This window comes from Paenibacillus sp. NPDC057886 (assembly GCF_042796655.1).
Taxonomy (GTDB): domain Bacteria; phylum Bacillota; class Bacilli; order Paenibacillales; family Paenibacillaceae; genus Paenibacillus.
This window is the reverse complement of the sequence record NZ_JBHVMZ010000008.1, coordinates 271122-296613: the sequence shown is the minus strand read 5'-3', so window position 1 is coordinate 296613 and position 25492 is coordinate 271122. Positions and strand designations below refer to the sequence as shown.

The 25492-nt window shown below is 47.4% G+C and carries 24 protein-coding genes and 1 pseudogene; 18 read left to right on the top strand and 7 right to left on the bottom strand.

Translation table 11 applies throughout. The features are described from left to right. Positions 1 to 66: 66 nt before the first annotated feature. A complete protein-coding gene (locus ACFVQB_RS26035; RefSeq protein WP_063566137.1) occupies positions 67 to 264 on the bottom strand; it encodes a hypothetical protein in 198 nt (65 codons plus the stop codon). A 119-nt stretch (positions 265 to 383) separates the two neighbouring features. Here ACFVQB_RS26035 and ACFVQB_RS26030 point away from each other — a divergent pair, with 119 nt between their 5' ends. Continuing rightward, a complete protein-coding gene (locus tag ACFVQB_RS26030) occupies positions 384 to 602 on the top strand; it encodes an alpha/beta-type small acid-soluble spore protein (protein WP_017692386.1) in 219 nt (72 codons plus the stop codon). Positions 603 to 709: 107 nt separating this feature from the next. Here ACFVQB_RS26030 and ACFVQB_RS26025 read toward each other — a convergent pair whose 3' ends face one another. Next, a complete protein-coding gene (locus ACFVQB_RS26025) occupies positions 710 to 1690 on the bottom strand; it encodes a metal-dependent hydrolase (protein WP_379446838.1) in 981 nt (326 codons plus the stop codon). A 253-nt stretch (positions 1691 to 1943) separates the two neighbouring features. Between ACFVQB_RS26025 and cyoE the strand changes: the two genes are divergently transcribed. Continuing rightward, on the top strand, positions 1944 to 2873 hold the full coding sequence (cyoE, locus tag ACFVQB_RS26020) for a heme o synthase (protein ID WP_379446837.1): 930 nt from the start codon (positions 1944 to 1946) through the stop codon (positions 2871 to 2873). 224 nt (positions 2874 to 3097) lie between these two features. Then, positions 3098 to 3709, top strand: coding sequence for an SCO family protein (locus ACFVQB_RS26015; RefSeq protein WP_053783327.1), 612 nt, complete (start codon positions 3098 to 3100; stop codon positions 3707 to 3709). A gap of 79 nt (positions 3710 to 3788) precedes the next feature. Here the strand turns inward: ACFVQB_RS26015 and ACFVQB_RS26010 are convergent, their stop codons facing one another. Continuing rightward, positions 3789 to 4136: a toprim domain-containing protein gene (locus tag ACFVQB_RS26010; protein WP_024631255.1), complete on the bottom strand. Its 348-nt coding sequence runs from the start codon at positions 4134 to 4136 to the stop codon at positions 3789 to 3791. 378 nt (positions 4137 to 4514) lie between these two features. Beyond that, entirely contained in the window at positions 4515 to 5690 is a 1176-nt protein-coding gene (locus ACFVQB_RS26005; RefSeq protein WP_379446836.1) for an MFS transporter, read from the bottom strand. A 216-nt stretch (positions 5691 to 5906) separates the two neighbouring features. Between ACFVQB_RS26005 and ACFVQB_RS26000 the strand changes: the two genes are divergently transcribed. The 8 genes from ACFVQB_RS26000 (at position 5907) to ACFVQB_RS25965 (ending at position 15881) form a co-directional block, all read left to right on the top strand. Further along, complete coding sequence (locus ACFVQB_RS26000) at positions 5907 to 6362, top strand: ATPase (protein WP_076290926.1); 456 nt, start codon at positions 5907 to 5909, stop codon at positions 6360 to 6362. Between the two features lie 69 nt (positions 6363 to 6431). Then, positions 6432 to 7529, top strand: a complete 1098-nt coding sequence (locus tag ACFVQB_RS25995) for a transglutaminase domain-containing protein (RefSeq protein WP_379446882.1) — start codon at positions 6432 to 6434, stop codon at positions 7527 to 7529. Between the two features lie 105 nt (positions 7530 to 7634). Further along, complete coding sequence (locus ACFVQB_RS25990; protein ID WP_379446835.1) at positions 7635 to 9659, top strand: peptidoglycan D,D-transpeptidase FtsI family protein; 2025 nt, start codon at positions 7635 to 7637, stop codon at positions 9657 to 9659. A 368-nt stretch (positions 9660 to 10027) separates the two neighbouring features. After that, positions 10028 to 12004 carry a peptidoglycan D,D-transpeptidase FtsI family protein gene (locus ACFVQB_RS25985; RefSeq protein WP_379446834.1) on the top strand — a complete coding sequence of 659 codons (1977 nt, stop codon included), beginning with the start codon at positions 10028 to 10030 and terminating at the stop codon, positions 12002 to 12004. Between the two features lie 205 nt (positions 12005 to 12209). Continuing rightward, positions 12210 to 13193: a metal ABC transporter solute-binding protein, Zn/Mn family gene (locus tag ACFVQB_RS25980; protein ID WP_379446833.1), complete on the top strand. Its 984-nt coding sequence runs from the start codon at positions 12210 to 12212 to the stop codon at positions 13191 to 13193. A 31-nt stretch (positions 13194 to 13224) separates the two neighbouring features. Beyond that, positions 13225 to 14046: a metal ABC transporter ATP-binding protein gene (locus ACFVQB_RS25975; RefSeq protein ID WP_379446832.1), complete on the top strand. Its 822-nt coding sequence runs from the start codon at positions 13225 to 13227 to the stop codon at positions 14044 to 14046. A 3-nt stretch (positions 14047 to 14049) separates the two neighbouring features. Further along, complete coding sequence (locus ACFVQB_RS25970; protein WP_379446831.1) at positions 14050 to 15009, top strand: metal ABC transporter permease; 960 nt, start codon at positions 14050 to 14052, stop codon at positions 15007 to 15009. Next, a complete protein-coding gene (locus ACFVQB_RS25965) occupies positions 15009 to 15881 on the top strand; it encodes a metal ABC transporter permease (RefSeq protein WP_063566127.1) in 873 nt (290 codons plus the stop codon). Before ACFVQB_RS25970 ends, ACFVQB_RS25965 begins: the two co-directional genes overlap by 1 nt. A gap of 153 nt (positions 15882 to 16034) precedes the next feature. Here ACFVQB_RS25965 and ACFVQB_RS25960 read toward each other — a convergent pair whose 3' ends face one another. Both ACFVQB_RS25960 and ACFVQB_RS25955 read right to left on the bottom strand, forming a co-directional pair. Then, positions 16035 to 17168, bottom strand: coding sequence for an SMP-30/gluconolactonase/LRE family protein (locus ACFVQB_RS25960; RefSeq protein ID WP_379446830.1), 1134 nt, complete (start codon positions 17166 to 17168; stop codon positions 16035 to 16037). A gap of 11 nt (positions 17169 to 17179) precedes the next feature. Continuing rightward, positions 17180 to 17749: pseudogene (locus ACFVQB_RS25955) on the bottom strand (SDR family NAD(P)-dependent oxidoreductase); the annotation flags it as partial. A gap of 254 nt (positions 17750 to 18003) precedes the next feature. Here ACFVQB_RS25955 and ACFVQB_RS25950 point away from each other — a divergent pair. From ACFVQB_RS25950 to ACFVQB_RS25930, 5 genes are all read left to right on the top strand, one after another. Further along, on the top strand, positions 18004 to 18687 hold the full coding sequence (locus ACFVQB_RS25950) for a TetR/AcrR family transcriptional regulator (protein ID WP_379446829.1): 684 nt from the start codon (positions 18004 to 18006) through the stop codon (positions 18685 to 18687). A 20-nt stretch (positions 18688 to 18707) separates the two neighbouring features. Then, complete coding sequence (locus ACFVQB_RS25945; RefSeq protein ID WP_379446828.1) at positions 18708 to 19076, top strand: sugar phosphate nucleotidyltransferase; 369 nt, start codon at positions 18708 to 18710, stop codon at positions 19074 to 19076. A 316-nt stretch (positions 19077 to 19392) separates the two neighbouring features. Beyond that, positions 19393 to 20142, top strand: coding sequence for a Cof-type HAD-IIB family hydrolase (locus ACFVQB_RS25940; protein ID WP_379446827.1), 750 nt, complete (start codon positions 19393 to 19395; stop codon positions 20140 to 20142). A gap of 54 nt (positions 20143 to 20196) precedes the next feature. Beyond that, on the top strand, positions 20197 to 20637 hold the full coding sequence (locus ACFVQB_RS25935) for a DUF456 domain-containing protein (protein WP_063566179.1): 441 nt from the start codon (positions 20197 to 20199) through the stop codon (positions 20635 to 20637). A 60-nt stretch (positions 20638 to 20697) separates the two neighbouring features. Beyond that, complete coding sequence (locus ACFVQB_RS25930; protein WP_099858137.1) at positions 20698 to 22326, top strand: putative polysaccharide biosynthesis protein; 1629 nt, start codon at positions 20698 to 20700, stop codon at positions 22324 to 22326. Positions 22327 to 22478: 152 nt separating this feature from the next. Here the strand turns inward: ACFVQB_RS25930 and ACFVQB_RS25925 are convergent, their stop codons facing one another. Beyond that, positions 22479 to 23759 carry a DUF2515 family protein gene (locus ACFVQB_RS25925; RefSeq protein ID WP_379446826.1) on the bottom strand — a complete coding sequence of 427 codons (1281 nt, stop codon included), beginning with the start codon at positions 23757 to 23759 and terminating at the stop codon, positions 22479 to 22481. A gap of 142 nt (positions 23760 to 23901) precedes the next feature. Between ACFVQB_RS25925 and ACFVQB_RS25920 the strand changes: the two genes are divergently transcribed. Next, a complete protein-coding gene (locus ACFVQB_RS25920) occupies positions 23902 to 24246 on the top strand; it encodes a thioredoxin family protein (protein WP_379446825.1) in 345 nt (114 codons plus the stop codon). Between the two features lie 250 nt (positions 24247 to 24496). After that, a complete protein-coding gene (locus ACFVQB_RS25915; protein ID WP_379446824.1) occupies positions 24497 to 25480 on the top strand; it encodes a COX15/CtaA family protein in 984 nt (327 codons plus the stop codon). Positions 25481 to 25492: the final 12 nt, after the last annotated feature.

Sequence of the window (25492 nt, the reverse complement as noted above, 5' to 3'; positions counted from 1 at the left end):
ATAAAGAGGAGCCCTGATAGGGCTCCTCTTTATTATCGTTTCGTACTACCTATGAAGTATACCGGGTCAGGAGGCAGTTTCCGAGGTGGTACGTGCTTCACGACGCTCTTTCTTTGCGCGAATGACGAATCCCCAGCCGATGTTGGCAACGGACACGACAAACAGCAGCGTAGCCAACCAGCCGGAGTAAGAGATCATGATCGCCGTAACCGCTAACAACATAATCGAAGAGAATGCAAACCATAGCGATAAACCTTTGCTCATTGGGAAAAACCTCCATATAGAAATTTGATAAAATTCCGTATAACCTGAAGCGTACGAGCCATAATAATCTTGCAAGCTTGCAATACATTACAGACACAGATTGAAGGGAGATTTTAAATATGGCTCAAGGATCTCGTTCTAACAACTTGGTGGTACCTCAAGCAAACTCAGCACTGCAACAATTGAAAATCGAAGCTGCACAGGAACTGGGTGTAACGATCCCACAAGACGGTTACTACGGTAACTACACTTCCCGTGAGACAGGATCTCTGGGCGGGTACATCACCAAACGTCTGGTACAAATCGCTGAGCAGTCTCTGGCTGGGTCTGGCAAATAATTTATTATAACCAAACAGCAACAAGCAGAAAGCCCGGAGCGGAAACGCTCCGGGCTTTCTCGCGCATTCGTTCCTATGTCTGATTGTGCCCTTCCCTGCACCTTTCGTCAAGAGCGTGCGGATAAAAGTTTTTTATCCATTTTCTCATCGCTTAACCAGCCGACATACGTATCAATCGTTTCGAAATTTCGATCCATAACGACTACAGCGACAAATGGGTACTGTTTGCGGTGTCGATAACGCACATCTGCCCAGCGAACCTTGTACCCTGCCGGTAATTCTTCGACCTCTGCGACAGCATAGGAGGTGAAGTACAGAAATGCAGTGACTTCAGGAGATTTGCGTGAGGCGGCAACAGCCGCGTGAGTGGACGATGAAGCATGGAGATTCCAGGTTAGGACGGAATGATCCATTTTGCCAATCTCATAACTGCCGTCTGCATATCTTTTCACCACATGCCATCGGTTCCAGGATATCGTTGGGATCACCATATAATGAGCCTCAGAATTATTTTTATCGAGTCGGTTCACCTGTCTAACAGCCATCGCACGTGCTATTGTCCGCCATACATAATACAAGCCAATCAAAATATACAGTGAAACAAAGAGTGGAGCAGGGGCGATCAGATCGAAAGCCCATAACAAAATAGCGAGCACATGTGTGGTAAACAGAAACGGATCAAAAATATGAATGATGTTCCAGGCAATCCAGCGTTCTGTAAAAGGTCGTGCTGCCTGGGTTCCATAGGTATTGAACAAATCGGTAAAAACGTGGAAGCCTACGGCGACAGCAGTCCAGGCCGCGACATGTCCAATAGCGACACCAGGGAAGATCAATGCAATGACACCGGTAATGAGCAGAACCCATAACAGGAGAAATGGCAGTGAGTGGGACATGCCCCGGTGATTCCGGATGTAGAGCGAGTTGCTTTTGAGACGTAACGCAGTATCGATGTCAGGAGCCTGCGAACCTGCAATGGTGCCAACCATGACCGCAGCTGCGAGCATGGGACTCGTCGCGACAACAGGATCGACATAGGCCAGACCGGCCAGACCAATCCCCATGACAAAATGTGTAGAAGTATCCATAAACGTCTCCTTTGTGTGGTGTATCGTTAATGCGAGTTGCTTCTCTATTTAGGTGATACCCATATATAGTGTATATTATCCGCCTACAAGGAAGCAAAACACCCTAATTTCCAAAGATATGACAAGAACCTGCTCAATTGACAGCAATTGTACGCGCATTGTCAAACTCTTTTTCCTTTTCTTGTGATAAACTTTATATCGGAGGCGGAGAGAGAAACCTCCATGAGATCAAGAACAAGGGGGATTCACAAGCGTGGACAATCCATTGAGATACCAGGCTTCTTCCGATTCGGCAACACGATCTGCGCCTCCGATGAAATCAGGGACGTGGAAAGATTTTATCCATATTACGAAACCGGGCATTCTTCGAACCAACCTTATTGCGGTTTTTGGTGGCTTTTGGCTTGCATCCCAGTGGGACGTCAACTTCGGCAAGATGCTGCTGACCCTGCTTGGAACGGTGCTGATTATGGCTTCTTCTTGTGTATTTAACAATTACTTTGACCGTGAACTTGATCTCAAAATGGAACGTACCCGCAACAGGTCCTTGCCAACAGGACGTTTAACACCCAAAGTCGTTCTATCCTATGCCATTATTTTGGGTGTGCTTGGATTATCCGTACTCTTTTCCTTCTCCGGGGTACTTGCCGGATTATGCGGCATTTTTGGCATGTTTGTCTATGTGATTATGTACACCCTCTGGTTAAAGCGTTCGTCGACATGGAGCACCTCCATTGGCGGTCTGTCTGGTGCAATGCCGCCAGTCATCGGGTATGTCGCAGTAACCGGACGTATGGATCTTGGTGCATGGTTGCTTCTGGCCATGTTGTTTTTATGGCAGCCTCCACACTTCTGGGCGCTCGCGATCCGCAGAGTGGAAGATTATCGGGCTGGGGGATTTCCGCTATTGCCGGTTGTGAAGGGGATTGAACGGACCAAGATTCAGATGATTCCTTATCTGGTTTTGCAAATTTTTGTCCCGGTCCTCATGTATGCATACGGGTACGCAGGAATCTTCTATCTTACCGTTTCGCTAATACTTTCCGTGCTGTGGCTGTACTACGCACTTAAAGGCTTTCGTGCACAAAATACAGACGCCTGGGCCAAAAAGGTATTCCTTTACTCCATTAACTATCTATCTTTGAGTTTTATATTGATGATTCTGGATACAGTGCACAAATAAGCAGCATGAAATGCTGTAATAAACATAAGATGGGCACGGGGCTGTGGAACAGCTACAATAACAAGGGAGCCCATTGTCGATTGGGTTCTTCGTATACATATGCATCAAAGTGGTATGGGAATGAGGAAATGCATTAAAAACACGAGTCCATGAATTTTATAGAGAACCGTTAAAACTTTATGTATGCGTATTCATATGATCTGATATCGGAAGGGACGATAATGATGCTGAAAAAGTATAAATGGACATGGATGCTGCTAGGGCTTGCGCTGATTATGGCGGTGTATTTAATGTGGGGCACCGTATTTGCCAGCAAGGAAAAGTTACCCGAAATTCGGGAGATTCAATCCTTCTCAATGGAAAATGTGGATGGAAGCACAGTATCTCTGGATGATACCAAAGGTAAGGTGCGTTTGTTCTACTTTTATTTCACCAGTTGTCCGGATGTGTGCCCAATTACGACGTTTACGTTATCCCAGGTGCAGGATCTGTTGAAAGAGGATGATACCTTTGGCAAGGATGTCTCGTTTGTGTCCATTTCGTTTGACCCGAAAGTGGATACCAAGGAGAAGATTAAGGAATTTGCAGATCGATTCCACGCTGATTATGAAGGCTGGTACTTCCTGCGGGGGGATATGGATCAAACGAAGCAGCTCGCCAGGGATTCATTCCAGATCCTCATTGAGGGTGAGAATAAGGACGATTTTGCCCATATGAATATGATTGGACTGGTGGATCGAAATAACCAGTTGCGCAAGGTATACAATGCGTTTAATACAGAGGATGTTGAACCAGCAGTCATTGCGGAGGACATTCGCAATCTGATCAAAGAATGAAGAGGCATTCATTCATTAACAAGCCATAGAAAGAGGCTGCTTCCTGGGTTGAGTACCCCGGCGAGCAGCCTCTTACAGTTTAAAACGATGGAAATTCAGGATATTGGATATACGATTCCAATCCGGCTTTCTCCAGTTGGGCGATGATGTATTCGTCGGGAGTTCCCTCTACACCCGCATAACCGCGTCGTGTATACATCTGTACTGCATCCGGGAAGGCATCTCGCAGCACACCCCTGATTTTTTTACCCGAACTGTCATTATCCATAAATAAGTAGACCTCATCGTAACCAACCTGTTTGCGCAGCGACTCAAGCTTGAGAGAATTCAGTGTTCCAAACGTGCACAAAATGTTGATTTCGGGTCCTACAAGACGTTTTAGTTTGCTGCGGTCATTTTTACCTTCCACAATGACATGAATAGGCATCATATTCACCTCTTGATCAAGAGCTTATGTCGACATTCCCCGGGAAATGTTGCAGCGAAAATCGACTGATTGTATAAAATGGACCTTCTAATTTTTACACGAGCGACTTCGCTGACAGAAACATCTTTGATTTCTAAATTCTTTTCCACATTCTGAACTGAATGTCTCAGCAACAGTGGCCGTTCCGTTTACGGATCGTTCTTTCCTAATGAGGATATTTAAGAAGAAATCTTGAAGATGAAGAAGTCACTTCGTTTGTGTGTAAAACATCAGTCCATTTTATATAGTGTAGCTGTAAATAGGGGAATGATGCAAAGCCAAGGAAAATACAAGCCTTTCTGTTGTCAAAGGGTAGAGATATAGATTATCTTGATACGGTTAACCCAGTATGCTTTTGGGATCAGATAGGGAAGCTTCGCGTTTGGCTGTGAAGTAAGGGAGCAGCATAATACCAATCATCAATAATACAAAGGCAATGAAATAGGGCGATAAACCCACACGAAGCTGTCCTGCTGTGATTGGGCCGATGAAAGAACCGATGGAGGTAGCAATGGATTGCAATGAGAAGATGCGACCCAGCTTGTTTCCACCGCTTAAATGAATAAAGAGTGTTGCCATGGCTGGGAAAATAATGCCTTTTGACATCCCCAGAACGAAAAGCAGGGAAGACAACGGAATCTGTGGTATGGCCGCCATAGCAAAGAAACATAAAGACATTAGCAGCACACCTGCAATCAACCGCAGTTTGGGAGAATAACGGTTGAGAAATAGCATGCTCAGGGTAAATAGTGCTCCAATACTGATAATGGAAAACAAAAGCCCGGTAGACATCATGGACGAATGTCCGCCTCCGCGCAGAGGCAGTTCAAAAAAAAGAATTCCTTGGGCACACGCAATGACAAGGGGCAGAGCAAAGTATCGCCAGGATACGGGCAGGAATTTTCTTTTTTCTCCGACTGGGTTGCTAGGCATGGCGGGCTCGGTCACTTTTTCGTGCTGAACCTCAGCGAGGCCTTTGGGCATGGATAACCATGCGATAACGCCGGACAGAATGAGCAGATAACCGAGACTCGCAAAGGTGGCGGAAAATCCTAAAGCTCCGACGATCAATGCGCCTGCGGCGGGGGACACCACGGATGCCAGCGTATGTACGACGCCATGGCCTGACATGTACTTGCCTTGCTTGATTGGATCACTTGACAGTTGCGCAAGCAGTGCGAGACAGGCCGGAGACAGAAAAGCAAGTACAAACCCGCTGATGGAGCGCAGGGCGAGCAGCTGCCATGGCGTGTGGATTTGCGCCTGGATAAGCAAAATGATCCCTGCACCCAGCAAACTGAACACAATGTAACGACGACTGCCATGTTTGTCGATTTGGGTTCCGGCAATCAGGTTGCCTGGGAGATGAGTCAAGGAATAGATGCCCATCATCCAGCCGATGAAGGTCGGGGCTGCCCCGAGCGAGATAGCGAAAGGGGTCAAGATTGGATACTGGGCGTGCAGATCAAAAACAGCAAGGAACAAAAATAGATATAGCCAGATGGCCGTTTTCACATAAGCCCCTCCTTGTTAAGCGATGCTTGTTCAATAACTGGTCATGACGTGTTCCCCGTTCCTTGGACAGAACCTCATGGTACTACTTGTACGCCCGACGGGACGAACTTAGACCGTTTATTTTTACATAGGAGGGCTTAGCTGACAGCAGCTTCGGAAATCATGTATAATATTCGGGAAGTGTTAATAATCAACTCTAATACGGAAGGTGTAGTCATGAACATAGAAGTAATCAAAGAGTTTGTGATGCAGAACTGGCTGGTGATTGTGGTTGCGTTGATCATTTTGTTCTTTGTTCTGAACGTGGTCAAAACCGTATTGAAATGGGCGATTGCCATCATCATTATTGCGGCTCTACTGATATACAGCGGCATCTCCATTGATCAGATCAAACAGACAGTTACTGACGTTCAATCGAGTACGATGGACACATTGAAGAAGGAAGCGACCAGCATGATGCTCAAAGAAGCTTCCAAAGCAACATACACCAAAGGACAGGATGGAGCATTTACCATCACAAGCCCCAATGTGGAGATTAAGGGTAGAACGAATTCGGATAAAGTCGATGTTACATTCCGGGGGATCTCAGTGGGCGAATGGAAGGTCGACAATGAAACGATACGAACTTTTGTCAAACAGGCACAGGAGAACGGAACAGCACCGGCTTCGTAGTAAAGGAGGAATGGATACGTGCTGCAAAGTTGGCTGGACAGTCTGAAAGAATTCAACGGCATAACGATTATGCTGTTGCTGATTGTGGCCGCTTCATTGCTTCAGGGATGGTCCAGAGGTGCTTCGCGTTCGGCAGGAAGACTCTTTGGATTCCTCATGGATGGCATTATGGCGGTTATTGGTATTCTGTTATCCATCGGTTTAACATTGTGGCTTGCGCCATATGTTCAGCAATGGTTGTCTGTGCATGCGGCAGACATGCCAAACCGTGAATTGAACCGATGGGAGCAGATGTATTATACATTGATTACGGCCATTGCTGATTTTCCGCTAATGCGGTTTGCCGTGTTGTTTGTGATTAGTTATGGCTTCATTCGATTGATTCTTGGATTGCTCTCTTCCCTTATTTTCAGTAGAAGATACAGTTCAGCAGAGCAAGAGAGCAGACCCAAAGGATTTTTCAGCCGTTTTACGGGTGCTGTGATTGGTACAGTTATTGGCTCCGTCCGCGGGATGATTGTGATTGCCGTATTGTTCATGATTGTCAGTCTCTATCCGGGCAGCATGTTTAGTCGCTATGTAGAGGCTTCACCCATTTATATGCAAGGGGCCAAATCTGTCATAGAGCCATTATCAGGTACTTTCATCAAAGACAAGCTACCCGTATTTACTCAAGCCGTGCAAAAGGAACTTGGCGCGATTCTGCAACGCAAATATGAAGTCATTGACCATAACATTCCGGCGGATATTGAATCTGCGGCAAAAGAAATTGTGAAAGGTCAAACGACAGATGAAGCCAAAGCCAGGGCATTATATGACTGGGTAGGTTCTCGCATTCAATATGACTATGGTAAAGTGGATGACTATGAGCAAAAGGGCATATGGCATGAGCAGACGCCACAAAATACATTTGATACACGTGAAGGCGTATGTATTGATTACGCTCGTCTATATGCGGTCATGGCTCGTTCACAGGGTCTGGAAGTCAAAGTGGTTACAGGGCTTGGTTATAACGGGCAGGGTGGATATGGTCCGCATGCCTGGAATGAAATATATTTAAGTGATTCGGAAAGCTGGATTCCGCTTGACCCCACTTGGGCGATTAGTGGCGATTGGTTCAATCCTCCTAACTTTGCCGACACCCATCTAAAGGATCAATCAGCTTAACATTACGCCGGACATGGGTCCGGGAGATGACGACGTTGCCAGGTTATCATGCCGAGGCTGTACAGCCTGGACGGTATGCATCAAGTCATGAAAGAGGTAGGATGAATGAACAATCATTCAAAAGAGAAGGACGAACTTACGGACAAGCGGCGCTTCAGTTACCGGATGAACGTATTTTTCTTCGCTTCCTTTGTTATTTTTAGTGTTATTATTGTACGGCTGGCATTTTTGCAATTCGTGGAAGGGCCTGAGCTCAGTCAGGAGGAAGCGAGCAACATTACCAAAGATGTACCGCTCGCTCCCGTGAGAGGAACCATCTATGATTCCACGGGCGAGGTGAAGCTGGCTTACTCCAAGCCGATTCAATCCTTGTATCTGACTTTATACAAAAACTATGGGGATGTGGATGGCAAGCCTAATCCGAATATAGCGGAAGTGGAGGACATCGCCACCAGGTTGCATGATGTTTTTGAGCAGTATAAGAAAAAGGATTCCGAGGCCCTTACGGTCGATAACATCTTAGAAGCAATGGACCTCAATTCGCGTAAAGCAAATGGGTTCATGCCACGTTTGATCAAGAGTGATCTGTCCGATGAGGAAGTGGCTTATTTCCTGCAGCACAAGGATGAATTCAAGGGAATTCAGATTGTAGAGGAAAGTGTGCGTTACTATGATCCGGATACGGTAGCCGTTCAGACGATTGGTTATCTCAAAAAGTTCAAAAGTTCTAAAACACTCAATAAATACAAAGAGGTTGATGAGGCGAATAAAAAGCAAACGGACCCAGGTCTTGTATATACCGAGAATGAGTTTGTTGGCTTCGATGGACTGGAACTGCAATATCAGGATGTTCTGCGGGGGAAAAGCGGTTATAACTCCGTGGACGTTGACTTACGGAACTTGCCTGAAGGTGTAGCAGGCTCTACCCCACCTGAAAAAGGGTATGACCTGATTTCAACAATTAACAAAAATGTTCAGGTGAAAACGGAACAAGCGATACTGGATCAACTAAGCTGGCTGCATACACATCAGGTCTCCGGTAAGCTGCATCCCAATGCAAAAACAGGTTTTGCAGTCGCAATGGAAGTGGATACAGGGAAGATTGTTGCTGCTGCCAGTATGCCGGATTACGACACGAACGTTTGGAGAACTGGCGGTATAAGTACTGAAGATTACGATAAAATAAAATATATTTATCAAAATGGTACCATTCGTGGATTCCCGCCAGACGATTCAAATAAACGAGCGGAATCTGTTGTATTGCTTGGTTCCACAATCAAACCGCTCAGTGTATTAATTGGTTTGAAGGAAGGTTTCTTCACGACCAATTCCGTTTATTCGGACAGAGGATCTACGACATTTGGGGGGGACAACCGCAGAGTACAGAACTCTTCCGGTCACGTATATGGTCTGTTGACTCCTCATGATGCGATTCGTCATTCTTCCAACGTGTTCATGATTGATGAAATCGGTAAGAAGCTGTACTCCAAGTATGGCGCCAAGGGAATTGGCGTATGGGATGAATACATGAAGCAGTTTGGACTTGGTGTACCTACTGAAGTAGATTTGCCTAATGAATATTCTGGTTACTTGGAATACATTAAGAGTGAAGAGAGCTCACTTACTAAGCTCGTATATGCTTCCTTTGGACAACAAGGGAAATATACAACGATGCAGCTGGCACAGTATGCTACGATGCTAGCGAATAAAGGAAAACGTATGGAACCACAATTAGTCAGTGAGTTCCGTGATTCGCAAGGCAATGTGGTTGAGAAAATGAAACCGAAAGTGCTTAGCACAGTCGATTTTAATGATGCTTACTGGAATGAAGTACAGCGAGGCATGGCAACCGAAGTAACGGCGTTTAGTGGATTCCCCTATGACTTTGCAAGAAAAACAGGTACATCCACACAGTTAGTCGGAGGCAAACTGGTGGATAACGGGGTGTTTATTGCTTACGCTCCACGTAACAATCCGAAGCTGGCTGTAGCTGTGGTCATCCCAGAAGGGGGCTTCGGTTCGAACAGTGCGGCTCCCGTAGCACGTGCGATCTTCGATGCGTATGATGAGGAGTTTGGTCTGGACGGTGTACCGAAAAAAGATAAAAATAAGGAATCAGATACACAGTAATGTGAGTCTTTGATTCAAAGAGGGGACCCTTTCGAGGGTCCTTTTTACGTTTGCCAGGACTGAGAGGCCACTTTCCCGCAAGCTGCTGCAAATCAGTATGTAACAAACATCGTTTATGACACGTTTACATAAGAGAATGAAAATTTATTTCAAAAAAGTAAAGAGATTAACGATATGTCTATATTGACATCGTTTCGGAAGAATCGGCATATGTCTCTTCTGTTTACGAAAATGTAACCAAAATCTGGAGGACATGGCAGTTGACCTTTGATAGACTTGTAGAAGGAAAGGTATGTTATTTGAACCGATTGATGCAATATGCGTGATAGATGAATCTACTTTTACATAAGAACGGAGAGGCTTATCCCATGTTTAACCGATTGAGGAAAAAGAAAATGACCAACGAAGATACACCAGTCAACAACAAGCCGTCTAGTGTAAGAATGAATATGTTTTTTTTCGCTGCGTTTGTAATATTCAGTATCCTAATTTTTAGGTTGGCCTTTGTGCAATTTGTCGAGGGACCTGAACTGACCTATATGGAAACCAGCCGTAATACCAAAGATATTCCGCTCGCTCCTGTTCGGGGGCCAATCTATGATGCGACAGGGAAGGTCGCGCTGGCTTATTCGGAGCCTGTGCAGTCCCTCTATGTGTTGTTGTATGAGGATTATAGAAATGATGACCGCAAGCAGGAGGCGCAGGAACTTGCTGATGAACTAGCGGCTGTGTTTAAACAGTTTAATCCGGGGGACAAAGAACAACCCGATGCAGAAGAAATTATGAAGCGACTGGATCTGGATTATCAGAAGACATTTGGATATGTACCAAGGTTGGTTAAATCCGATTTAACAACCAAAGAGATTGCCTATTTCATGGAGAAAAAAGCAGAGTTTCCAGGCGTTATGGTTCTTGAGGAAAATGTCCGAAGATACGATCCAGATGGGGTAGCCGTTCAAGTGATTGGATATACAAGAGAATTCAAACGGGCGCCGGATACACTTAAAAAGTATAAAGCCATTCGGGAATCAGCAGGTACCCAGCGTGACCCAGGTCTTGTTTATCACGAAGAAGAGAAGGTAGGCTTTGACGGTTTGGAACTGCAATATCAAGAAGAACTTCGTGGAAGAAGTGGCTACCAGTCTATTGACATTGATGCACGAAATTTGCCGGATGGAACGATGAATCTGACCCCACCTGAAAAGGGGTACGGGCTTGTAACAACGATCAACAAGGAAATTCAGATGGTTGCACAACAAGCTATTACAGATGAATTGAGGAAGTTGCCTAAAGCTATAACGGGATACGCGGTAGCCATGGAAGTGGATACAGGCAATATCGTAGCCATGGCGAGTATGCCGGACTATGATCCAAATGACTGGGATTATGACAAGATCAAGTATGTATTCCGCAATGGAACGGCCGAGTCGTTCCCTCCCAATGATTCGAATAAAAAGGCTGAGTCTGTTGTCTTATTGGGCTCTGTAATTAAGCCTCTTAGTGTACTGATTGGACTGAAAGAAGGTCTGTTCAGTACAGGTCAAACCTATTATGATCAAGGGTACGCCACTTTAGGCAAAGATGGGAGAAAGGTTCGAAACTCACACTCGGCATTTAACGGCTCAATTACGGCGAGAAGAGCGATCGAGAAATCTTCCAATGCTTTTATGATTGATATGGTGGGCAAGGGCCTCTATAACAAATATGGGGCGACCGAGGGCGTGGAAGTGTGGGACAAATACATGAAAAAGTTCGGTTTGGGCGTGTCCACTGGCATAGATTTACCAAAAGAATTTCTGGGCCGACTGGAGTATTTGGAGGAACATGAATCGGGTCTGACACGTCTTGCTTTTGCCTCCTTTGGTCAGCAAGGTAAATATACAACGCTTCAACTTGCACAATATACCACGATGCTTGCGAATAAAGGCAAACGGATGGAGCCTCATTTAGTAAAGGAAATCCGTGACGCAGAAGGCAATGTGGTGAAGAAAATCAAACCAAAGGTGTTAAACGAGGTTGATTTTGCCGATGCATACTGGAATGAAGTGCATAAGGGTATGGTCACCAAAGTAAGTTCGTTTGACGGTTTCCCCTACGATTATGCCAGAAAAACAGGAACCTCGGAGCAGGGAACAGGACCAAACAAAAAGGAAAACGGAGTATTTATCGCTTTTGCACCACGGGATAATCCGAAGCTGGCTATAGCCGTTGTTGTACCTGAAGGTGGCTTTGGATCGGTCAGTGCGTCTCCAATTGCACGTAAAATTTTCGATGCCTACGATGAAGTGTATGGCCTCGATGGGACTCCAAAAGGGAAGAAAGATCAGGAAAAAGACAAAGAGTAACGTGATACAGCTTAAGAGAAATAGAGCAGATTTAAACGAAAAAGAAGATAGGTCAATAAAAAGACTCATATACACATTTGGACAGGCGGGGGGAAATTATCCCTTGCCTTTTTATTATGCATCGGCTAAAATTTGCACAAGGGAAACATTATTAGTCTTGTATAAATTTTAATACCTTGTACAACAAAATTAGATGAGGACAATTATGTTAGGAGAGAGAAAGGGGCGGTTTGAATTGTTGATGGTGAAGATGAGGAGCATTCAGAGAGGGTTGATGACGCTGGCTGCTGTTGTTCTGGTTAGCGTGCTAACAGCGTGCTCAAGTGCAGCAGAAACAGGAGGCAGTGAAGGGAAAGTACAGGTCACAGCCACAACGGGCATGATTGCGGATGTAGCGCGTGAGGTCGGCGGGACATATGTTGATGTCACTGGGCTGATGGGCCCAGGGGTAGACCCTCACTTGTACAAGGCTTCCCAGGGAGATATTCGGAAGCTTGAGCAAGCAAAGGTCATTTTCTATAACGGATTGCATCTCGAAGGCAAAATGACAGACATCTTGGAGAAAATGTCCAAGAGCAAAATAGTAACGGCCGTCTCGGAGAAAATTCCGGTGGATGAATTACGTTCAGGAAAGGATACTGGCGGAACGGAATACGATCCTCACGTCTGGTTTGATGTTAGCCACTGGATGCATGCCGCAGAGGCTGTGCGCGATACACTCGTGGAAGCAGACCCGGAACATGCAGAAGAATACAAGGTCCAGGCAGAGCAGTATCTAACGAAACTGGAGGCATTGGATTCCGAGGTGCGGGAAAAAATCCAGGAGATACCGGAAGCCAGCCGGGTATTGGTTACGGCGCATGATGCCTTTGGATACTTCGGCCAAGCTTATGACATGAAAGTGATGGGGCTTCAAGGAATCAGTACAGCAGCAGAGTATGGTGCAAGGGATGTCAGTGAGTTGCGAGATTATCTTGTGGACAACAATATCAAAGCGGTATTTGTAGAATCCAGCGTACCAGCCAAAGCGATGGAAGCGATTATTGCCGGGGCAGCCGAAAAGGGACATACGGTCAGCATTGGTGGTGAACTGTTCTCGGATGCGATGGGTGCTGAGGGAACGGAAGAAGGAACGTATATCGGCATGATCCGCCACAACACTCAGACGATTGTAGAAGCATTAAAATGAGAAACCATATGAAGAGAGGAGTGGAAAGAGCATGAGCGATGCAATTTTATTCGAAAAATCCCAACCACAACCAAATGCTAACCATCTGAAGGGAACGCAGCCTACATCAGCTCCTCTGAGTGTTCGGGACCTGGCGGTGGCTTACCATAAAAAGCCGGTGCTCAGTGGGGTATCTTTTGACATCCCGGAAGGTCAGCTAATTGGCATTCTTGGTCCCAATGGGGCCGGTAAATCAACCTTGATCAAAGCCGTTCTGGGACTAGTGCCAAAAATGCATGGCGAGGTGAAAATTTTTGGTCAGTCCTACCGAGAACAGCGTCGCCGCATCGGCTACGTACCTCAGCGTGAATCTGTTGATTGGGATTTCCCGACTCACGCGCTCGATGTTGTCATGATGGGGCGTTATGGACATCTGGGCTGGTTCCGCCGTCCAGGCAAAAAAGAACGGGATCTGGCAGCTCACTGCCTCGAACAAGTGGGAATGGGTGATTATATGTACCGCCAGATCAGTCAGCTGTCTGGTGGGCAGCAGCAGCGTGTTTTTCTGGCACGGGCACTGGTACAGGATGCCGAATTGTATTTCATGGATGAGCCGTTTGCAGGTGTAGATGCCACAACGGAAAAAGCCATCATTTCACTTTTGGAACAGTTGAAGAAGCAAGGTAAAACCGTACTAGTTGTTCACCATGATCTGGCGACAGTGGAGGAATATTTTGACCATGTGTTGCTGCTTAATGGACGGCTGGTTGCAGGTGGGCCAACGAATGAAGTATTTGTACCGGATACTTTGCAAGAGACGTACGGAGGCCGGATAGCGATGATCGGAAGCCGGACGGAGAAAGGCCAGGTGTAGTGCATGTGGAACTGGATAGTAGCCATTTTGTCCGATCCCAATACACGCTGGATATTGCTTGGCTGCTTGTTGCTCGGCTTCAGTAGTGGAATTATAGGCTCCTTTACATTTTTGCGTCGTCAGAGTCTCATGGGAGATACGCTGGCGCATGCAGCTCTACCGGGAATTTGTATCGCTTTTATGTTGACTGAAACCAAATCAGTAGGATTATTTCTGTTCGGTGCGCTTGTGGCCGGAATCATTGCGACCTTCGGCATATCCTGGATTACACGGTATTCCCGGATCAAGCAGGATGCGGCAATGGGGATTGTGCTGACTGTATTTTTCGGTATTGGCGTAGTGATGCTTACTCGGATTCAGCACGGTGCGAGCGGCAGTCAGAGTGGACTGGATAAATATTTGTTTGGCCAGGCCGCATCCATGGTGCTGACGGATGTGTATGTCATGGGTGGTGTCTGTCTTGTGTTATTAATTGCTTGTCTGGCATGGTTCAAGGAATTCAAGCTGGTGAGCTTTGACCCTGGCTTTGCGCGTGGCATGGGACTGCCGGTTGGCATGCTGGAACAACTGATTCTGTTGTTAACCGTTATTGCGGTTGTTGCGGGGATTCAAGCGGTGGGTGTGGTGCTTGTTGCCGCTCTGCTAGTGACCCCTGCAGCAGCAGCCCGCTGCTGGACGGACTCGCTCTCGCTTATGGTACTGTTGGCTGGCGTATTTGGAGCACTGAGCGGTGCCACAGGTACAATCTTCAGCACATTGGTGCCTAATCTGCCGACAGGGCCAGTTACGGTACTGGCAGCGACAGCGCTATTTGTGGGTTCTGCATTGTTTGCCCCACGTCGCGGACTGCTGGCACGGCGTTTGCGAAGTATGCAGGCGAAATCCGCTTACTTGAGGGAAGAGCATGCCACGCTCCAGACACTCTCTGCACAGCGAGCACAGCAGGAACGGGGTGAGTTGTAATGGCAACGTTTTGGATTATATTAACGGCCATCCTGGTATCCTCCGCCTGTGCTATTCTTGGCTGTTTCCTGATTCTACGGCGGATGGCTCTGGTTGGAGATGCGATCAGTCATGCGGTTCTCCCGGGTATTGCGATTGCTTTCCTGTGGAGCGGCTCACGTGATTCGTTATGGATGCTGCTCGGCGCAACGGTATTTGGATTACTGACGGTGTTCTTCATTCAAAGCTTGCAGGCCGGGGGGCTATCATCGGATGCTTCCATCGGAATAGTGTTTACGGCACTCTTCGCAGTGGGTGTCATTCTGATCAGTCTGAATGCAGGGCATATAGATCTGGATCTCGATTGTGTCTTGTTCGGTGAGATCGCTTATGTCCAGTGGGATACGTTGACCCTTGGAGGGACGGATGTAGGCCCAAGGGCAGTCTGGATGCTGGGCATCACCTTGCTGGTCATCCTCCTTGTAATCGGCTTGTTCTACAAGCAGTTTAAGTTGTGTGCTTTTGATCCGGCGCTGGCTGCGGCCTGCGGCATTCCGGTGGTGCTGTTCCACTATCTGCTTATGGGGCTCGTTTCCATGACATCGGTGGCTTCATTTGAAAGTGTAGGGTCCATTCTCGTGGTAGGCATGTTGATTGTACCTGCAGCGACGGCTTACTTACTCACGGATCGATTGGGTAAAATGATTCTGTACAGCGTGCTCGTGGGTGCCGCTTCCTCGGTTGGAGGGTATATCATGGCTTACGCGCTGGATGCTTCCATTGCCGGGTGCATGGTGGCGGTAGCTGGCATTCTGTTTGTCCTGGCTCTGCTGCTGTCTCCAAAGCATGGTATTGTCTTTCGTTATGCTCGCCGCAAATTCGCGGCACGTTAATTCATAGAGAGTGTCAGCCGCCTGCATTGCAGGCGGTTTTTGGATTGGACTGTAAACTAAGAAAAAGCCATCCCAATAGCAGCTCCTCCTGCCGGAGTGAGCTGCTATTGGGATGCCTAAAGGTGGCAATGAGGTAGATGAATATAACAATTCTTACGGTTTCAAAAGCACCCGATGAACCCCTTGGCTTCCTCCTGGTGCGGTTCCGAGATATAAATATTTCCCCTGGCTTACGGCCGTGGTGATGCCATACAATGTTCCTTCAGGATCATGCCAGCTATTCACAAGCTCTCCCTCTGGTCCATATTCTGCGACAAGTCCATGTTTCACCGGCGCGCTGGCTCCATTTAACAAGGACTGTGGAACTTTGGACATCGTCGCCGCTAACCAAGGATGACTATGCATGTAATCGGCAAAAGGCAGACGGGTTGTGAATACCCCTACCCAGAAGTGTCCCTGTGCGTCACGGGTGATATTGTCCGGAAACCCAGCCAGATTCTCTGCAAAAATATCAGAGGTGCCTTGTTTGGGCCCCTTAAGCCAGTATCGGGTCAACTGATAATGATACGATTCGGCTACAAGCACGAAATCTTCTTCGGCAGACAATGCGACCCCATTGGCAAAATATAAATCCTTAAGCAGAACGGTCGTCTGCTTGGTCAGCGGATCATATTTCAACAATCGTCCATGCGGTTTATTCTCGGCAATTTCTTTGAACATGACCTTGCCATAGTTAGAGGTATCGGAGAAATAAATCGATCCGTCTTGCGCAATGTCCAGCTCGTTCGCCAGGTAGATCGGCCCTCCATCTACTTCAGTGGTTAGTACTTCGATATTTCCGTTCGGGTCAATTGACAGCAGCCCTTTCTGAATATCCGTCACAATCAAATTTCCGGCAGCATCAAATTTCAGTCCGTTAGGTGTTCCGTGGGTATCGGCGAACACCTCCGCTGGCTGCGCCTTGCCCTCCGCGTCAAAGGTCACTCTGTAAATTTTGCCGTCGGAGTCACCCGTATACAGCTGCCCTTCTTTATCAAAAGTGATAAATTCCGGGAACTTCGCGCGGTCTGTAACCAGTTCTGCGGAGCTAAGTTTGTTGTTCTCTTTCCAGGGACCATCCTTCTCAAAAGAAGGAGCGGCAGGTGCAGACCAAGCAGCAGGTTCTACCGGGGCGGGCATCAGCAGAAATACAGCGATTCCCAGCACAATTACCCCGAGCAGGGCCAGGCTCCATCTACGAATTTGTTGACCAGTGGAACGTTTGCGTTGTTTTTGTTCTGTTGACATTATTAATCCTCCTAATATTGTTTGCGGGGGCGAAGCATGCCCCCAACCAGCCGTAAACTTTGTCTGCGGGTCATGAATCGGGAAATCTGGGCACCCAGGTAATTCCGGAGTCCCGGAACAACGTACTGTTTCCCTTTTGCCATAGCGCCCAGTGTAACTGCCACTACACGTTCCGGCGTGTCCTTCGCGCCGACAGAGGCATCCTCCGTACCAACCACGTTGAAGAAATCCGTCTCCGTCGAGCCTGGGCACAGGGTGAAAAATTGCACGCCACGGTCACGATTCTCCCACCAAAGGGCATCGGTAAAGGACAAGACAAAAGCTTTGGTCGCCCCATAGACGGCCATATAAGGCAGCGGCTGAAAGCCTGCGGTAGACGAAACATTGATAACAGCGCCTACCCTTCTTTGGAGCATCCCTGGAAGGAATAAATGAGTCATATCCACTACAGCGGCGACATTGAGCATCACTTCTTCATGCTGGCGCTCGCCGGAGACTTGCTCAAACAGACCGTGGGTGGCAAAACCCGCATTGTTAACCAACAGATCAATGTTCAGATTGAGCTGCTGGCACTTCTCATGATTCCCGCTCCTTTCGATACAGTGTTTTCATAAAGAAACGATGTTACCGATCTTCAAAAAAAAACCAATTCCAAGATGAACATAAAATAATTTCGGTAACACTGTTTCCTATGTGAATCATCGTAACCAAAAAGACACACCTGTGTCAAACCTTTTTTTCAGCGTGATGGCTTCATTGACAACCTTTCTGCAAATGGTTAGAATGCCTGTTAGAAGCCGGCAACTCTGTTGCTGGTCAGTAACATGATAACCGAATGAAGGTGATCCTTATCAGTAACGAAGACAAGCCCTCACCATCCACGGGGCGGGCATTAAAAACATATCAGGAAGCGCGCCTGCAAAATACGGAAAATCTCCGTAAGCTTGTGGTTGATGCGGCTGCAGCCATTTTGCAAGAAGAAGGGCCAGAGGCTGTAACTGTGCGCAGAGTATCGCAAAAGATGGGCTGCTCCACCAAGATCATTTACAGTTTGTTTGTCAATAAAGAAGGTCTGGCCCAGCAGCTGTATCTGGAGGGCTGCAAATTGCTGGCCCGGCGTTTTGAAGAAGTGCCGCTGTCCTCTGACCTCTTGCAGCATTTACTGGATTTGGGCGAAGCCTTCTGGCAGTTCGCGCAGGATTATACCAGCTACTACAAGCTGATGTTCGGAGGGGCTTTTGCCGAGTTCAAGCCGGATGCAGAGAGTATGCAGGGAACGATGACCGCCATACGCCGTTTGCTGATTCTAATCAGCACCGCCCAGCAGCAAGGACAGATTTCGGACCAGGAGGAGACCGGGACTCTTGTCAGCACTATATGGGCATCGCTGCACGGTGTAATCCACCTGTATATGGGCGGGTTCCTTGGTGATGTAAAGGCAGCCCATACCGTATACAAACAAACAATGGATTTGATGTCCCAATCCTTGTTTGCAGCATACAAGCCAGACAGAGGATAAGACAGAGGATAAGACAGGGGATGATTGCATTAATCTTGGCTGTGGGATATGCGACCCGTCTCTATCCGTTAACCAAAGATACGCCAAAGCCCTTTCTGCCGGTTCAAGGGAGCCGTACCATTCTGGATCTGCTGGTGGGCCGTCTGGAGGTGCTGGATGAAATTACGGAGATTCTGATTGTGACGAATGAACGTTTTTTCGGTGCTTTTGAGCAGTGGCATCAGCAGTGGGGGAACCCGGCTGCGCCAAGTTATTTTCCCGAGTGGCTGCATTCCCGCCCGGAGATATGGGCGTACTATACGGAGGGAACGATAGATGATGTCGGCACTACTGAAGCTTATGCGGAGATGCGGACTAGTCTGGGAAACAGACAGAGTGACAAAGGTTAAGCTAAAAGCGGTTCATCCTGTAGGGGGTGGACCGTTTTTTTTGTTTAGGAAATTATACCAAAGTCGATGTTATTACCATAATTCATACGTAGAGGTATGGATTGATTAGCGTATATGACTTGGAACAGACACCACTTGTAAATGGTGTGAAGGTTCAACTCACGAGCGGGTTACTTTGTTGCAGGCCGACGATCTGTGGTAAAATGTCGTTAGCTGTGACGTCCGGAGCATCCGCCTACGCGGATGCCGGGCGATCTTTTTGTGAGAGTTTGTTGGATAGGGAGAAGTAGAGAGACAACTGAGGAGGAAACACAACATGAGTGAATTGAAATACAAATTGCTTGCGCTTGATATGGATGGAACATTGCTAAACGATAATCATGAAATCACACAGGAGACCGCCAAGTGGATTCAAATCGCCATCCGCCGGGGAGTGCATGTATGCCTTTCAACGGGAAGAGCCGTGTTTCACGCCATGCCTTATGCGGTACAGCTTGGGCTGGAGACCCCGATGGTTACGGTCAATGGCAGTGAAGTCTGGAAAGCTCCGCATGATCTGTATATGCGCCATCTGATGGACCCGGCATTGATCCGCAAAATGCAGGAGATTGGCGAAAAATATAATAGCTGGTACTGGGCATACTCCGTGGAAGAGCTGTTCAACCGTGATCGCTGGACGGACAATATTGAAGGTCTGGAATGGCTGAAATTCGGATTCAATACCGAAGTGGATGAAGTCCGTCACCAGATTATGATGGAGCTGCAACATATGGGCGGCCTGCAAATGACGAACTCCTCACCTGTTAATATTGAGATTAACCCTGGTGGTGTATCCAAAGCGAGCGGTGTAGCTGAAGTCTGCAAGCTGCTGGGCATAGAGATGTCCGAAGTGGTTGCTGTTGGAGACAGTTTGAATGATTTGGCCGTTATTGAAGCCGTGGGTCTTGGTGTTGCCATGGGCAACGCGCAGGAGCAAGTGAAGGAAGCGGCTGACCTGATCGTAGCGAGCAATAATGAAGATGGCATTGTCGAAGTCATCCGTGATCATATTTTGAAGGGGGAGTAACCTTTGCTCGCAACCGTTGGCTGGATTTTAATTGTACTGCTGTTTGCGGTGGGGATGGCCGGAACGGTATATCCGATACTGCCTGGTGCTGTAGCGATTTTCTTCGCGTTTCTGGTCTATGGCTGGTTCTTCAGCTTTGTTCCGTTCGGTGTATGGTTCTGGATTATCCAGATATTGATCGTAGTGGTGCTGTTTGTGGCTGATTATGTCGTCAGTGCCTGGGGTGTGAAGAAATTCGGCGGCTCCAAATTATCGACGACTCTCAGTACGATTGGTGTCATAATAGGCCCATTTGTCATTCCGGCATTCGGACTGGTACTGGGACCATTTATCGGTGCTTTTATCGGGGAACTGATCGGAGGGTCTTCACCTGCCAAAGCTTCCAAAGTCGGATTTGGTTCCGTGGTGGGGCTGTTTACAAGCACCGTTATGAAAATTATTTTGCAAATCGTCATGATTGTTCTGTTTATTATCTGGGTGGTAAGATTCGCATAGACGTTCGGGAGCGGCTTCATCTGGATGCACGTCGGTGTGGGGGAAAGAAGGGGAATTGGCTTGTCAAAGAAGGAAACATTCATTAGAGGTACGCTCATCTTGGCGGCAGCTGCACTGATTGCGAGGGTACTCGGATTGGTTCAACGGGTGCCGCTGGAGCATATCCTCGGCGATATCGGTAACGCATCGTTTACCATCTCCAACACGGTATATTTAATGCTGTTAACCGTTGCTACAGCAGGCATACCGAGTACACTTAGTAAAATGGTGTCAGAACGTTATGCGCTGGGACGCGCAGGTGAAGCACAACAAATCTATCGTGCAGCTCTCATCTTTGCGGCTGTAGCCGGGGTAGTCATGTCTGCTTTGTTATGGTTCGCGGCACCTTACTATGCTACGTATGTGTCCAAAGTACCGGAATCGGTGAGCGCCATTCGGGCCTTGGCTCCAGCGCTGCTGCTCTTTCCAGCCATCGCAATGATGCGTGGATATTTCCAGGGTCGCGGCAATATGACTGCAGGCGGCATTTCACAGATTGTGGAGCAGTTTGCACGCGTAGGTACAGCGATCATCGTGGCGTTTGTTATGCTGCAATGGAATTATGATGATCAAACCATTGCTGCAGGGGCTTCATTTGGGGGCGTATTCGGAAGCATTGGCGCTTTTGCCGTCATGTTGTACTTCACCTTGAAGCTTCGCAAAAATGACCGTGCGGCGCAATTGAATTACGAGCGTGCGGAGCAATTGCCTATGCGGGGCATCTACAGCGATATTTTCAAACTTTCGATTCCAATCGTTTTATCTTCACTCGCTGTTCCGGCGATTAACTTTATCGATTCATCGCTGGTAGTTCCGCTGCTTAGTGGACGAATCGGACTGGAAGAAGCGACAGGAGTTCTTGCCATTCTCGGTGCCAAGGCCCAAAGTATTGCAGGCATTCCTCCGATTCTGGCTATCGCACTGAGTCAATCGCTTGTGCCGGTCATTTCGGCAGCTTTTGCACGCAAGGATGAAGTTCATCTGAAAAATCAGGTGACGCTTGCTTTACGCATTTCGATTCTGACAGGAATGCCAATCGTCATCGCTCTGTGTGCGGCAGCGTATTCCGTTAACGGCTTGCTGTTTACCAGCCCAGACGGGACACCGATCATTACATTGCTGACATTCGGTACCATTTTCCAAATTACGATGATGACCACGAACTCCATTTTGCTTGGGGTAGGTAAACCGCGGATTACAATGATTAGTGTGGCTGCGGGTATCGTAGTCAAACTCATAGCGAGTCTAATCCTGGCTCCGATCTTTGGCATTTACGGGATCATTATTGCGACCGCATTGTGTTTCCTGGTTATTACGTACCTCAATTTGCGGGTGCTTCGGAAAATTGTCGATTTCTCGATTATGGGTGATCGTTGGAAAGGATTCATCATTACTGTACTGCTTGCAGCGGGTGTTGGTTTTGCGGCGAACTGGGCCGGGAACTCCATCTTTGATTTATTCCTGCCAGCACGTGTATCATTCCTCGTTACCTGTCTGTTTGTGGGTGCGCTTGTGGTTGTCGTGTACCTGGTACTCATGGTTGTTCTACGTGTACTTCGAAAAGACGAGCTGGGCAGTTACCCTCGTATTTTGCAAAAAATACTCCGTCCGCTCATGCGTCTACAACGTGGAGCCGGGCAACGTGGATAACCGATTCAACACACAATACACACTTCGTTATATCTGTTGAAAAATAAGTACAAGCTCTGTCTGCTTTCATAGCGGACAGGGCTTTTTTGTAATATTTATAAAAGGTAGTCCATTATTGTCCTTTAGATGAATTCCCTGTAAGGCCTCTGTCCTTAATGCGTCAAGGTTTTGGCATCATGAGCCAATGCGGTCTTCAGCATGCCATACCGATGTTCATGGCTCATTTCGAACAGCCAGGGGCGGCGCGGGATCGTGAGATGACCGAGACAATCGCGATTTTGCAGCCAATCCTGCCTTGTTATCGGTTCATACGGCGTATCACCCCATACGGCCAGCAATTCAGGACTATATAACCGTTGTCCTTCCGCTAGCCATTCTTGGTCCAGCAGCTCCTGGCTATAGAGCTCAGCTTCCCCGGCTTCATCTTCATTTGCGGTGAACAGACCGGGCCAGTATTCGGCACGTGAGCCACGGTGGGGAACCGAGCGCGCAAACTCCAATACTTGTGTGAAAACTTGTTCCACTCCAAACAGCATCGCATATAAACCTTTGCCAAACATAATCCGCTCATCCAGCTTGCCAAAATGTTCAATAACCCGGCCTGCAAGACCTTTTTCCCTTCCAAGTGGAAACACGATATGATTCAGCCCAACCAGATTATGCAGATGGAATGCGGGTTTGGACAGCACTTGTTTTTGAAAATAGGGATGCTGCACGACCCGGCTCTCGATATAGTTCTGCTCATTAATAATTAACGCCACACTAAGCAGCGAGCTGCATCGCTCCAGCCAAAATCGTTCCCAGAACGGTGTCATGAATGCCGATACATGAAAATGGGACAACAAATGAAAACAGCTCCGGCCGATCCGGCGGCTGTTCATATACAACAGAAGCTGGGGATAGGCGTCCTGGAAAATGAGGGCATTGCATCGCTCCAGTAGTCGATACATGTGCTCACGGTCTGTTTGATTTTGCAGATTGTGCATAAGGTCACTCTGAAGATCGGTCATGTGATATCCGCCGTTGCGGGATACCATATGGGCAAGCAGGGCCCAGTGAAGCTCAGGATACTGTTCGTAACATTCCAGGTATGCTGCTGTGCGAGTGATGTTACTCCGGTTGTTTTCCTGCGTTAATGTTTGGATCTCTTCCAGAATAATGCAATCCTCTTCACAGACCAGTGCACTGAGCGGATTTCGGGCAAAAGCACTCTCGTTTCCAGGCAATAGGCGTTCCACCTCAGCTTGTAAGGTTGCAGCCATGTCAGAGTCCCAAGCCATATCACGCAAGGGATGGCGAAGCTGTGCAGAGGCCTGCCAAGCCGCTTGTTTACCCCTCCACACTTCCCGGGCCGCACCTGGGATGGATCGAACCATTTGCAATAGCGACCCGTGATGGGCAGACTCGGAGGAATCCGTTTTAGCGGAAGTCATGACATGACCTCCTTTCCTGTTATTCTGATTATGATTTTAGTTTAAGAAGTTGTTAATCTCAGTATGCGCCGAATATTTGACTTCCACTCCGCAATTTGCTTCACTTAGAGGATAGACAAGGTATAGAAAGGAAGATGTTGTAATGGAAAAGATTACATCGAAACCGGAATTTGATGTGGCAATCCAATCTCCGCGTTTGACTGTAGCTGTATTTAAGGCAGATTGGTGTGGTGATTGCAAGTACATCGATCCGTTTATGCCTGAAGTTGAAGAGAAGTTTGCACGTGAACTGACGTTGATTGAGGTCGATGTAGATCAGGTGGGTACAGTGAGCGAAGAGCAAAATATTCTGGGTATCCCCAGCTTTGTAGCTTACTCGGATGGCCGGGAACTCGTTCGTTACGTGAACAAACTGCGCAAGTCGAGAGAAGAGATTGAGCAATTTCTGCAGCGAGCAGTTGAGGTATATAACACGATTCATAAATAAAGCATGACAGGTTCACCATGTAAAAGGTTATAATTAAAGGAACGCCATTTCTCTTGAAATAGGGAAGTGGCGTTTGTATTTTTAACATTTTTCGGGGAAACTAATTGACGTACATAGCCTTGATAAATAGAGGTTCAACTTTTCGACAGACGTTAACATTTTGTCACAAAGCGCAACGTCAATGACACATTTATCCGGTATAATGAATTTAGTTGTGAAATAAGTGTCAAAGTACCGAATCAAGCGGAGGATGAAGTTCTTCGCCATCTTAAACCAACAGCGGGTGAGAAAAAAATTGAAGCACTTAACCTTGTTTAAATGGTTAACTGTATTAACCTGTCTTGTCATGTTTCTGGCCACATTTGGCGGAGGCGTTGTAACCCGAACGGAATCGGGCCTCGGCTGCGGCGCGGAATGGCCTTTATGTAACGGAAAACTTGTGCCTGCACACACTGTTGCCTCACTTATTGAATTTTCCCATCGCGCCGTCAGCGCACTGGCAGGGCTTTTGTCCATAGCCTCTTTTGTAGCATTTTTACGGTTTGGTAAATCACGGTGTGATCTGCAATTGTTTTCATTGTTAACGCTGATATTTGTTATTGTCCAGGGAATCATGGGGGCTTTTGCCGTCGTATTCTCCCAATCTTCTGCAGTCATGGCACTGCATTTCGGATTTGCCTTAATCGCTTTTGCCAGCTCCTTGATGATGGCGCTTGGTATTCGGCAGGAAGCTCGCCATGGTGGATTGGAACGACTGAATCGATATCCGCGAGTCAGCAAAGGGTTCCGAAATTTGGTGTGGTTTTCCACGATCTATACGTACCTCGTGGTATATACTGGAGCATTTGTGAGCCATACGGATTCTGCTGGAGGCTGTTCAGGCTTTCCCCTCTGTAACGGGCAGATTATTCCTGAGCTCTCGGGAGGCGTAGCTGTTGCTTTTGCTCACCGGGTGGCGGCTGTTTCATTAGTAATCGTCATTGCAATTCTCGGTCATTTTGCGTATCGCAAACATCCGGATAACACGGAATTAAGAGCGCTAGGAGTCATTTCTGTTGTACTGGTTTTGTTGCAAGTGGTTATTGGTTTTGGACTGATGCTCACGATGAACCGTCCGGAAGTGTATATGTTCGTGGCGTTGGCGCATATGCTTGATATTGCCATTTTGTTCGGTGTATTAACGTATATGAGTTTCCTGGTGTACAAGTTGCATCGGACCGTTAACCGGTTCTAATTTATCCGAATT